This is a genomic window from Solidesulfovibrio fructosivorans JJ] (genome assembly GCF_000179555.1).
Lineage (GTDB): Bacteria > Desulfobacterota > Desulfovibrionia > Desulfovibrionales > Desulfovibrionaceae > Solidesulfovibrio > Solidesulfovibrio fructosivorans.
Genome location: NZ_AECZ01000016.1, coordinates 99,735 through 110,597 on the forward strand (window position 1 = coordinate 99,735; position 10,863 = coordinate 110,597).

12 protein-coding genes and 5 tRNA genes are annotated in these 10,863 nt (G+C 63.0%); 1 reads left to right on the forward strand and 16 read right to left on the reverse strand.

Annotated features, from left to right (window positions below; genetic code table 11):
- Positions 1-126 precede the first annotated feature (126 nt).
- From rplL to DESFRDRAFT_RS12525, 13 genes are all read right to left on the reverse strand, one after another.
- Positions 127-519, reverse strand: coding sequence for a 50S ribosomal protein L7/L12 (gene rplL / locus DESFRDRAFT_RS12465; RefSeq protein ID WP_005994410.1), 393 nt, complete (start codon positions 517-519; stop codon positions 127-129).
- Positions 520-561: 42 nt separating this feature from the next.
- Complete coding sequence (rplJ, locus tag DESFRDRAFT_RS12470; protein ID WP_005994412.1) at positions 562-1,083, reverse strand: 50S ribosomal protein L10; 522 nt, start codon at positions 1,081-1,083, stop codon at positions 562-564.
- Between the two features lie 197 nt (positions 1,084-1,280).
- Entirely contained in the window at positions 1,281-1,988 is a 708-nt protein-coding gene (rplA, locus tag DESFRDRAFT_RS12475) for a 50S ribosomal protein L1 (RefSeq protein WP_005994414.1), read from the reverse strand.
- Positions 1,989-2,017: 29 nt separating this feature from the next.
- Positions 2,018-2,440, reverse strand: coding sequence for a 50S ribosomal protein L11 (gene rplK / locus DESFRDRAFT_RS12480; protein WP_005994416.1), 423 nt, complete (start codon positions 2,438-2,440; stop codon positions 2,018-2,020).
- Between the two features lie 30 nt (positions 2,441-2,470).
- Entirely contained in the window at positions 2,471-3,034 is a 564-nt protein-coding gene (gene nusG / locus DESFRDRAFT_RS12485; protein WP_005994419.1) for a transcription termination/antitermination protein NusG, read from the reverse strand.
- Between the two features lie 11 nt (positions 3,035-3,045).
- Positions 3,046-3,348 carry a preprotein translocase subunit SecE gene (gene secE / locus DESFRDRAFT_RS12490; RefSeq protein ID WP_005994421.1) on the reverse strand — a complete coding sequence of 101 codons (303 nt, stop codon included), beginning with the start codon at positions 3,346-3,348 and terminating at the stop codon, positions 3,046-3,048.
- Between the two features lie 21 nt (positions 3,349-3,369).
- A tRNA-Trp gene (locus tag DESFRDRAFT_RS12495) sits at positions 3,370-3,445 on the reverse strand.
- A 17-nt stretch (positions 3,446-3,462) separates the two neighbouring features.
- On the reverse strand, positions 3,463-3,612 hold the full coding sequence (gene rpmG / locus DESFRDRAFT_RS12500; protein ID WP_005994423.1) for a 50S ribosomal protein L33: 150 nt from the start codon (positions 3,610-3,612) through the stop codon (positions 3,463-3,465).
- Between the two features lie 3 nt (positions 3,613-3,615).
- Complete coding sequence (gene tuf / locus DESFRDRAFT_RS12505; RefSeq protein WP_005993021.1) at positions 3,616-4,809, reverse strand: elongation factor Tu; 1,194 nt, start codon at positions 4,807-4,809, stop codon at positions 3,616-3,618.
- A gap of 52 nt (positions 4,810-4,861) precedes the next feature.
- Positions 4,862-4,937: transfer RNA gene (locus tag DESFRDRAFT_RS12510), tRNA-Thr, on the reverse strand.
- Between the two features lie 31 nt (positions 4,938-4,968).
- Positions 4,969-5,045: transfer RNA gene (locus DESFRDRAFT_RS12515), tRNA-Gly, on the reverse strand.
- A 59-nt stretch (positions 5,046-5,104) separates the two neighbouring features.
- A tRNA-Tyr gene (locus tag DESFRDRAFT_RS12520) sits at positions 5,105-5,190 on the reverse strand.
- 4 nt (positions 5,191-5,194) lie between these two features.
- A tRNA-Thr gene (locus DESFRDRAFT_RS12525) sits at positions 5,195-5,270 on the reverse strand.
- A gap of 278 nt (positions 5,271-5,548) precedes the next feature.
- Between DESFRDRAFT_RS12525 and ftsH the strand changes: the two genes are divergently transcribed.
- A complete protein-coding gene (gene ftsH, locus DESFRDRAFT_RS12530) occupies positions 5,549-7,378 on the forward strand; it encodes an ATP-dependent zinc metalloprotease FtsH (protein WP_005994425.1) in 1,830 nt (609 codons plus the stop codon).
- A 160-nt stretch (positions 7,379-7,538) separates the two neighbouring features.
- On the opposite strand, the gene DESFRDRAFT_RS12535 is transcribed toward ftsH, so the two are convergent.
- The 3 genes from DESFRDRAFT_RS12535 to prmC form a co-directional block, all read right to left on the reverse strand.
- Positions 7,539-8,174 carry a hypothetical protein gene (locus DESFRDRAFT_RS12535; protein ID WP_005994426.1) on the reverse strand — a complete coding sequence of 212 codons (636 nt, stop codon included), beginning with the start codon at positions 8,172-8,174 and terminating at the stop codon, positions 7,539-7,541.
- 131 nt (positions 8,175-8,305) lie between these two features.
- Positions 8,306-9,787 (reverse strand): hypothetical protein, encoded by a 1,482-nt coding sequence (locus DESFRDRAFT_RS12540; protein WP_005994427.1) that lies wholly within the window; start codon positions 9,785-9,787, stop codon positions 8,306-8,308.
- A gap of 93 nt (positions 9,788-9,880) precedes the next feature.
- A complete protein-coding gene (gene prmC, locus DESFRDRAFT_RS12545) occupies positions 9,881-10,732 on the reverse strand; it encodes a peptide chain release factor N(5)-glutamine methyltransferase (RefSeq protein ID WP_043794830.1) in 852 nt (283 codons plus the stop codon).
- Positions 10,733-10,863: the final 131 nt, after the last annotated feature.

Below are 10,863 nucleotides of genomic sequence, written 5' to 3' on the forward strand. Positions count from 1 at the left end.
TCCGGCGAGGGTACGCCGGGATGGTGGCTGCGGAAAGAGTTTACAGGATAAAAAGGCAAAAAGAGCGCCCCCGCCCCTGTGGAAAGGGGGCGCTCTTTCACGTCGACAGCAAAAACGCGCGGCGCGTTACTTGATTTCGCAGGTCGCTCCGGCTTCATCAAGCTGCTTTTTGGCTTCCTCGGCGTCGGCCTTGGCCACGCCTTCCTTGATGGTGGAGGGCAGCTCGTCGACCTTGGCCTTGGCTTCCTTGAGGCCCAGACCGGTCAGGGCGCGCACGACCTTGATGACGGCGATCTTGTTGCCGCCGGCATTGGTCAGCACGACGTCGAACTCGGTCTTCTCTTCCTCGGCCGCGGCGGCGTCGCCACCGGCGGCGGGAGCGGCCATCATCATGCCCATGGCCGGGGCGGCGGCGGAAACGCCGAACTTCTCCTCAAGCTCCTTGATGAACTGGGAGAGCTCGAGGACGGTCATATTGGCGATGAAATCGACGACTTGTTCCTTGGTGATGTCGGACATGGACTGTTTCTCCTTCGAATGTTCGCTTTGGCGAAAACCGACTTAGGCGGCTTCCTTTTTGTCCTTGATGGCCGTCAGCGCGTACAGCATGCCGCGGATGACGTTCGCAAACAGGCTGACGAAGTTGGTGGGCACGGCGTTCATGGTGCCAAGGGTCTTGGCCAGAAGTTCGGGCTTGCTCGGCAGCTTGGACAGCTCGACGACGCCATCGGAGTCGATGAGCGATCCGCCGAGGCTGGCGAGCTTGACCGTGAACTTCTTGCTGGTCTTGGCGTAGTCCACCAGGACCTTGGCGGCGACGACGGGATCGTCGTAGCCGAAGGCGATGGCGTTGTTTTCCTTCAGGTGATCCTTCAGGACATCATGAGCGCCGTCTTTCACCGCCAGACGGGCCAGGGTGTTTTTCACAACCTGGTAATCGATGCCCGCGGCGCGGAGCTTGACGCGCAATTCGGTCAGCTCCTCGACGGTCATCGCCCGAAAGTCGGTAACCACCGCAATGCCGGCCCGGTCCGCCTTAGCGCGCAGTTGTTCGATAATCTCGTTTTTTTGCGCACGTTGCACGGGTACCTACCTCCACATGCGGGTTGGAGGGCCTTCAAGGGAGCCAAAGCCGAATCTCGGCGGGAAATTAAGGGGGACACCCCCACCCGCTGTCTCTGACTCGCCTTCCATGCCCTGTTTTATATCGAAAAATCGTCCCAGGCCAAAGGACGCACCTTTGGCCGGGGACAATTGGTTGCAAAAAAGGGGAGCTACGGTTAGCCCTCGAGAAGCTTGCGCACCGACTGGGTGTCCACCTTGATGCCGGGCCCCATGGTCGTGGCCAGGGCCATGGCCTGCAGATAGGTTCCCTTGGCGGCCGAGGGCTTAAGCCGCATGACGGTGTCGATCAGGGCCCGGAAGTTGTCGAGCAGCTTCTCGGCACCGAACGAACGCTTGCCCAGCGGCACATGGAGCACACCGGCCTTGTCCACCTTGAACTCGACCTTGCCGGCCTTGAGCTCCTGGACGGCCTTGGCGATGTCAAAGGTGACGGTGCCGGTCTTGGCGTTGGGCATGAGGCCGCGAGGGCCGAGGATCTTGCCGATCTTGCCGACCGAAGCCATCATGTCGGGGGTGGCAACGGCCTTGTCGAAGTCGAGGAAGCCGCCCTTGATCTTTTCGATCAGCTCGTCGCCGCCGGCGATGTCGGCTCCGGCCTCGCGGGCCTCGGCCTCCTTGTCGCCCTTGCAGAAGGCGACCACGCGCACGCTCTTGCCCAGCCCATGGGGCAGGGAGACGGCGCCGCGGACCATCTGGTCGGAGTACTTGGGGTTGACGCCCAGGCACAGGGCGACGTCGACGGTCTCGTCGAACTTGGCTACGCCCGTCTTGACGGTCAGAGCCATGGCTTCGGTGAGATCGAATTTATTCGTGAGGTCAAGGTCTTTGACCGCCTCGCGGTATTTTTTGCCGTGCTTGGCCATTTCGGAATATCCTCTCGCGGTCGTGCCGGTTAGACGATGTCGATGCCCATGCTGCGAGCCGTGCCGGAGATGGTGCGGCAAGCCGCTTCCACGTCCTTGGCCGTCATGTCCACGAGCTTGAGCCTGGCGATTTCCTCGATCTGGGCCTTGGTGATCTTGCCCACCTTGGTCTTGTTGGGCTCGCCCGATCCCTTGTCGATCTTCGCGGCCTTGACCAGAAGCACGGAGGCCGGCGGCGTCTTGGTGATGAACGTGAAGGAGCGGTCGGCGTAGATGGTGATGAGCGCCGGAATGATGGTGCCCTTCTGGTCCATCGTCTTGGCGTTAAACGCCTTGCAGAACTCCATGATGTTGACGCCGTGCTGCCCCAAGGCCGGACCGACCGGCGGAGACGGGTTGGCCGAACCGGCCGGAAGCTGCAATTTGACCTTGGCGACGATCTTCTTGGCCATGATGCGTATCCTTAAGCGGGACGACGCCCGTTAGTTTTTGCTCACCTGCACGAAATCGAGCTCCACCGGCGTCTGCCGCCCGAAGATGGATACCGAGACGCGAAGCTTGCCCTTGTCGTAGTTGACGTCCTCGACGACGCCGTTGAAGCCGCCGAAGGGGCCGTCGATGACGCGGACATCATCGCCCCGCTCGAAGTGGTACTTGGGTCTGGGCTGCTCCTGACGGCTGACCATCAGGCTCAAAATCTTGTCAGCCTCGCTGTCGCGCATGGGCGTGGGCTGGTTCTTGCCGCCGATGAAACCGGTCACGCGGGGGATGGACTGCACAAGGTGCCAGGAGTTGTCGTTCATGGACATCTTGACCATGACGTACCCCGGGTAGAACTTGCGGGTGGATGTCCGTTTCTCCCCCTTGACCAGTTCGATGACCTTTTCCGTGGGAACGACGACTTCCTCGATGCTCCCGCCATCCTGGCCGGTGCGCATCATCTCGCGGATGGTCTGCTCCACACGGTTCTCAAAACCCGAGTAGGTGTGGACAATATACCACCGCGCGGGTACGCGCTGTTCGCCGGAGCCTTCCTGTTCGGTCATGATCGATCCCGTTACGATAAAATGAACGCGACAAGCCTGGAGAGGGCCATGTCGACGACGCCGAGGTAAATGGCCATAATGACGCTGAAAACCAAAACGGCGACGCCGGTCTTGATGGTTTCCTGGCGCGTGGGCCAAGTCACCTTCTTCAGTTCGACCTTGGACTGTTCGAAAAACTCCTGGGCCGCCTTGACGTAACCCGTAAGGGATTTTCCGGACTTGGCCGAGGCCTCCGCCTTGGCGGAGGGCTTGCCGGCCGCGGCCTTGAGGGGCTTGTCAGCGCCCTGGGCCGCCTGTGTCTTTTCTTTGGCCATGACCTCGCCTTGCTCGATATATGGCAGGGCAGGAGGGATTCGAACCCCCAGCCCTCGGATTTGGAGTCCGATGCTCTACCGTTGGAGCTACTGCCCTGCGTTAATACCCGGCGCCTACTTGGTTTCCCGATGGACCGTATGCTTATGGTCGAACGGGCAGTACTTCTTGACCTCGAGGCGGCCGGTGGTATTCTTCTTGTTTTTTTCCGTCGAATAATTCTTGCGCTTGCACTCGGTGCACTGCAACTGGATGTTGATGCGCATTTTCTACTCCACGATTTCCGAAACGACGCCGGCGCCAACGGTGCGGCCGCCTTCGCGGATGGCGAAGCGCAGGCCCTTTTCCATGGCGATGGGGGCGATCAGTTCCACGTTGAAGGTGGCGTTGTCGCCGGGCATCACCATCTCGACGCCCTCGGCCAGGGTCACGACGCCCGTGATGTCGGTCGTGCGGAAATAGAACTGGGGACGGTAGCCGGTGAAAAACGGGGTGTGGCGGCCGCCCTCTTCCTTGTTGAGAACGTAGACCTCGGCCTTGAACTTGCGGTGCGGCGTGATGGAGCCCGGCTTGGCCAGAACCTGGCCGCGCTCGACCTCGTCGCGCTTGACGCCGCGAAGGAGCACGCCGACGTTGTCGCCGGCCTGGCCCTGGTCGAGGATCTTGCGGAACATCTCGACGCCGGTGCAGGTGGTCTTGACCGTATCCTTGATGCCGATGATCGCCACTTCGTCGCCCACGGTGATGATGCCGCGCTCGACACGGCCGGTGACCACGGTGCCGCGGCCGGAGATGGAGAACACGTCCTCGATGGGCATGAGGAACGGCTTGTCCACGTCGCGCTTGGGCTCGGGGATGTACGCGTCGCAGGCGTCGAGCAGCTCGAAGATCGGCTTGGCGTCCGGGCTGTCCGGGCCTTCGGCCTCAAGGGCCTTCAGGGCCGAACCCTTGATGATCGGAATGTCGTCCCCGGGGAAGCCGTACTTGGTCAAAAGCTCGCGCACTTCGAGTTCGACCAGCTCGAGCAGTTCGGGGTCGTCGACCAGGTCGACCTTGTTCATGAAGACGACGAGCTGGGGCACGCCGACCTGACGGGCGAGCAGGATGTGCTCACGGGTCTGGGGCATGGGGCCGTCGGTTGCGGCCACCACCAGGATGCCGCCGTCCATCTGGGCGGCGCCGGTGATCATGTTCTTGATGTAGTCGGCGTGGCCCGGGCAGTCGACGTGCGCATAGTGGCGCTTGTCGGTCTCATATTCGACGTGGGCCGTGGCGATGGTGATGCCGCGTTCCTTTTCCTCGGGGGCCTTGTCGATCTGGTCGAAGGGGATGTACTCGCCAAACCCCTTGAGGCTGGCCAGGCGCGTGATGGCGGCCGTCAGCGTGGTCTTGCCGTGGTCGATGTGCCCGATGGTGCCGATGTTGACGTGCGGCTTTTTCCGCTCAAATTTCGCCTTGCCCATGTCGTCCCCCTAAGCAGCGGTTTGACTTCGGATTTTTGGGTGAATTCGGATATGGAGCCCACGACCGGATTTGAACCGGTGACCTCTTCCTTACCAAGGAAGTGCTCTACCGACTGAGCTACGTGGGCCTCTATAAAATGCGTAGGACACGGGAGGCATTGGAGCGGGAAACGAGACTCGAACTCGCAACCCTCAGCTTGGAAGGCTGATGCTCTAGCCAATTGAGCTATTCCCGCGTATGTCACACGTAGTACATGCGACAGGGCTTCCTGTCTCCTACAGCATTCGCGCGTTATGGTGGAGGGGGGTGGATTTGAACCACCGAAGGCGTACGCCGACAGATTTACAGTCTGTTCCCTTTGGCCACTCGGGAACCCCTCCGCTCTGGAGCTGGCGATGGGACTCGAACCCGCAACCTGCTGATTACAAATCAGCTGCTCTGCCAGTTGAGCTACGCCAGCGCCCAAGAGGCAATCTGTTAGCTCGGCAAAGCCGGATTGTCAAGTCTTTTTCGTTCGCTCACGGCCACATCCGCTTCAGGCGGACGCGAAGTGGGTTTATTACGCGGGTGCCCCAACCTTGGCAACAACTTTTTTTTAATTTTCCTCATTTTTTTCCGCCCGCCCCGCTCGACCCGTTTTTTGCGCCACGCGTTGCAAAGAAACGCGAATTTCCGTAGAAGCCGTAACGATAAAAACCGAATCTCAACCTACCAGCCATCGAGTCCTCTGTGAAGAACATGGAAAAACATCATCGATTTTCCCTTTGGTACGTGCTCATCGCCATCTGGGGCGTTTTGCTCCTCAACAACTTCATCGTCACCACCTACGGTCCGAAAAACCTGCCCTACTCCGAGTTCCTGAAGAAACTCCAGGCCGGGGACATCACCGAAGTCTCCATCACAGGCGACGTCATCGAAGGAACCATGAAGGTGCCGGACGCCGCGACCAAGGAGCCCAAGGACGAGGAGTTCGTCACCCGCCGGGTCGCCCAGGACCTGTCCAACGAACTGGCCAAGTACAACGTCCATTTCCGGGCCCAGCCCGAATCCACCTTTCTGCGCGACATCCTGTCCTGGATCATCCCCATCATGATCTTCTTCGGCATCTGGTATTTCCTCATGCAGCGCCTGAACCCGGGGGCCGGCGTCATGGCCTTCGGCAAGAACAAGGCCCGCGTCTACGCCGAGAAGGATCTCTCCACCCGCTTCGCCGACGTGGCCGGTTGCGACGAGGCCAAGGCCGAACTCGTGGAGATCGTCGATTACCTGAAGACCCCGGACCGCTTCCGGCGGCTCGGCGGCGAAATGCCCAAGGGCGTGCTGCTCATCGGCCCGCCGGGCACGGGCAAGACGCTGCTTGCCCGGGCCGTGGCCGGCGAGGCCGGGGTGCCGTTTTTTTCCATCTCCGGCTCGGAATTCGTGGAAATGTTCGTGGGCGTTGGCGCGGCCCGGGTCCGCGAGCTGTTCGTCCAGGCCAAGGAAAAGGCCCCATGCATCATCTTCATCGACGAGCTCGACGCCATCGGCAAATCCCGGGCCGGGGCCATCGTCGGGGGACATGACGAGCGGGAGCAGACCCTAAACCAGCTGCTCGTCGAGATGGACGGCTTCGACCCGCGCGTGGGGGTTATCATCATGGCCGCCACCAACCGGCCCGAGACCCTCGATCCGGCGCTTTTGCGGGCCGGGCGCTTCGACCGGCAGGTGCTGGTGGACAAGCCGGACGTGGCCGGACGCGAGGCCATCCTGCGCGTGCACGCGGCCAAGGTCATCCTGGGCCCCGAAGTGGACCTCTCGGTCATCGCCCGCAAGACGCCGGGTTTTTCCGGGGCCGATCTGGCCAACGCCATCAACGAGGCGGCCTTGCTCGCCGCGCGCAAGGACAAGGACGCTGTGGGCATGGCCGACCTGGAAGAGGCCGTGGACCGCATCATGGGCGGCCTGGAAAAGAAAAACCGCGTCATCAATCCCAAGGAAAAACAGGTGGTGGCCTACCACGAGGCCGGCCACGCCGTGGTCGCCACCTTCACGCCCGGGGCCGACGAGGTGCACAAGATTTCCATCGTGCCGCGCGGCATCGGGGCGCTCGGCTGGACGCAGCAACTCCCGACCGAGGACCGCTACCTCATGTCGCAGACGGAGTTGCTCGGCAAAATCGACGTGCTGCTCGGCGGGCGGGGGGCCGAGCGCCTCATCTTCGGCGACATCTCCACCGGGGCGCACAACGACCTGCAACGGGCGACGGACATCGCCCGGGCCATGGTGGCGGAATACGGCATGGGCAGGACCCTCGGTCCGGCCACCTTTCCGCGCCAGAACCGGCCGGTTTTTCTGGGTGCGGAACAGAGCGGGCTGGCCGGACGGGAATATTCCGAAGCCACGGCGGCCAAGCTCGACGCCGAGATCAAGGAGATCCTGGAAGCGTCGCAGGAGCGCGTGGCCGAGCTTTTGGCCGACAAGAAGGAGCTTTTGGAAAACATCGCCCAGACGCTTTTGGAAACGGAAACCATCGACGAGGCGCGGTTCAAGGCCCTGGTGGAGGCGGCCGGAGGAGGCCCCAAGGTGTAGTCCCTTCCTCTCGGACGATGAAAAAGGCGGGCTTTCCTCTCCTTCGGGTTGGGGAAAGCCCGCCTTTCACGTTTTAAGCCGCTTGCGAAGGGCCTGGACAAACCGTCTCCCGCGCGTGCTGGGCCGACAGCGCGGGGACGCGACCGGACGCGGACGGCCCTTACGGCGTTTCCGGCGGCGTCGAGGCTGGCGGCGTCGCGGCCGGCGGATTGCCGGCCTGGGGCGCACCCGATGCCCCCGGTTCCTTGTTTTGCAGCAACATCATTTTTTCGGCACTGCCCACGCTTGAACCAAAGAAATATTGCACGACGGAGGTAAACGCGGCAATCAGGGCGCCAATCAACAGGGCAAGCTGTTCCTTTGCCTGGGGAGTCCCCAGCGGTCCCGAAGGCTCGTACCAATACTGGGCAATAAGAACGCCGAAAAAACCTGCCACGATAAGGATGGACAGCGTCCATTTTGCATAGATATTTATTTTTTTCAGCGATCTAAAGTCTTGCGCATTGATGCTGTCCAATTCGCTTTGCGGCCCGCAGGCGTTCGCTTCCTTCACGACGGCCAGTCGGCTCAGCTGGTGCCTGAAGGCTTCTTCCGCGGCCTTTATCTTGTCGACGTTGGCCGCATCGGAGACGGGCTCGACCAGCTTGTCCAGGTCGCCCGCAACACCGAGAGCTTTGCCCAGGGCCTCCAACCCGGCTTTCCGTAGCGGAGCATTTTGGGCATCGCAAAGGCACGCGGCAAGAACCGGGGATTGGCTTCGAATTTTCTCGGCGATACTTTCACACGTCGCTCCCATAGCGCCTCCTTGGGCCGGCCCAAGCACGGCCCTTGGCGAAACTATGCCACAACACGTATTTGGTGGACAATACCATATTGCGATTATCCGAAGAAAATTCCCCCTCAAAAGACGCAACCGCCGCTTGCGCGTCACCGCTCCCCTGCGCCGGCGCGCACGAACAGCAGGCTGCCCCGGCCGCGACGGACCAGACGCCAGCCGGGATCGGCGGCCAGGGCGGCGATGACCGGATCGTGGATACTTAAAAGAATCACGTCCGGCGGGTAGGCCTCGAGGAAATCACGCCAGCCCGGCCCGGCATTGATGAAACGGAAATAGGCCTCGTGGACCGGACGCGGGTAGACCGTCTCGTAGCGGCCGTCCATGGCCACCTTGACCGCCGGATACTCGTTCCAGGACAACCACTCGCCCCAGTTGAAATGGGCCAGCACGTTGCCGCGCAGGCGACCGTGCTCCCGCAGCCATTCCACCGCCCCCACGGGATAGGAAAAATCCCCCGCTCCCGGCGCGTCGCAGTCCGGGGCGGTGATGCGCCAGGGCGTCGCCAGCACGAAGTTGACGGCAAGCGCCGCCACAAACCCTCCAAGAGCCACGGGCAGCCAGCGATACCGCTTCGCCAGCCTGGAAAGGGCCGGGCCGGCCTCGATCCCCTTGCCGTCGGCGAAAATCGACGGGAGCAGCGCGGCAAAGGCCAGAATGAAAAAAATCTGGTGGCGCAAATGCCCCATGGCCATCCAGGCCGTCACCCCGAGGACCAGCAAGTCCGTCAGGTCGCGGTGGCGGCGTTTGACCAGGAAAAACGCGGTCAACCCGGCCATGCCCAGCAATATCCAGGCGTTAACGGCCAGCCTGCCCAGTCCGATCGCCCGCCAGACCGAGGCCCACTCGGCCACGTCCGGCCGGGGAAGCCGTATGGCCGCGAGCAGATAGGTCCAATAATCGAGCCCGTACGGGTTCACCAGCGTCACCAGGGCGCAGGCGAGTCCGCAGGCGGCCAAAGGGAAAACGCCGCGCCGCCGTTGCAGCGCCCCGGCCGCGTACAGCCCGACCAGCCCGAGCCCGGCCAGAAAGCCGCCGTGGAGATTGGCCCAGACGAGCATCATAAGCGGCAGCCACCCAAGCCGCTTCCACTTCCCGTCCGCGCGAAAGGCCTCCAGCCGCCACAGGAACACGGCGAAGAACAGGTAAGTGAAAATCTGCGCCCGGGCCGGGGCGAACCCGATCACCAGCAGCTCGCCGGCAACGAAGCAGAAAAGACCACTCGTGACGGCATCGGCCCGCCGGACCCGCGAGGCGGCGAAAACGCCCAGGCAGACCCCGGCCGCGGCGAGGTAGCGCAGGGCCTGGATGCCGGCCATGCCGCAGGCGGTCAAAAGCGGATAGTAGACGACCCCGGTCAGCCACTCGTGGTAGACCCACGGGGTCAGCGTCGGGGTGTAGGCAAAGACGTCTTTATAAGGGAAGCCCTGCCGCCAGAAGAGACGGCCGAAGGCGAGGTAGCCCCAGAGGTCGAAGTCGGCGGCGGTGATGGCCAACCTGCCCGCCACCAGCAGCGCCGGCACGGCCACGGCAAGGGCAAGCAGGATTTTCTCCCTGGTGGATCGCGGCGGCATGGGACCTCACTTTCCCGGCCCGGACCGGACCGTTGCTTGATATATCCGGTCCTAGCTTACGGGTCCGTAGTGAGGCAACACGCCGCATCCCGCTCAGGCGGGCTTTCGCCCCTCCACCACCCGGTCATGGCCGGCCAGATCGCGGCGCACGGCCACATCCGCGAAACCGGCCTCGGCCAGGACAGCGGCGGCAGCCGGGCCCTGCTCCCAGCCGATTTCGACGAGCAGCCAGCCGCCCGGGGCCAGCCGGTCAAAGGCGGTTCGCGCCACCACCGGCACGGCCTCGAGCCCGCTTTCGCCGGGCACCAGCGCGCCTTGCGGCTCGAAATCGCGCACCTCGAAGGAACAGGCCCGGTACTCGGCCGCGCTCACGTACGGCGGGTTGGACACGACAAGCCCGTACCCTCCTTGGCGCACCGGCAGGGCGGCAAAATCCGCCTCCACGAAATCGAGCCGGCCGTCCACGCCATGGCGCGCGGCATTGCCCCGGGCAACCGTCAGCGCCCCGGCGCTTCTATCCAAAGCCACGCCGGTTGCGAGGGGCCATTTGACGGCCAGGGTCACGGCCAGACAGCCCGAGCCCGTGCCGAGATCGGCCAGGCTCCCCGGCCCGTCGCCCGGGAACAGCTCCAGAGCGTGCTCGACAATGCCCTCGGTCTCCGGGCGCGGGATGAGGGTGTCGGGCGAGACGGCAAAAGAGAGACCGTAGAATTCGCGCTCGCCGAGCAGATAGGCCACGGGCTCGCCCTGGCCGCGCCGGGCGACAAGGGGCCGGTAGGCGTCCAGTTCGGCCTCGATCAAGGGACGGTCCATGGCCAGAATCAGCCCCAGCCGGTCCAGTCCCAGCGCATGGGCGAGGAGGAGCTGGGCCGAGAGCCGGGGCGCATCCACGCCCTTTTCGGCCAGGTACGATTCCGTTTTTTTGAGGAGTTCGCGGACAGTCATAAGAAGAATACCGTAGGCGGTCGGGGGGAATTGTTGTCGGCCGGCGGCCCTGGGCAAACGCCCCATACTTGGAGGCAGGCCGCGCCCCACTTCAAAGCCAGCATTGTTCAGGCGCGCCCCCAACCCCTTTC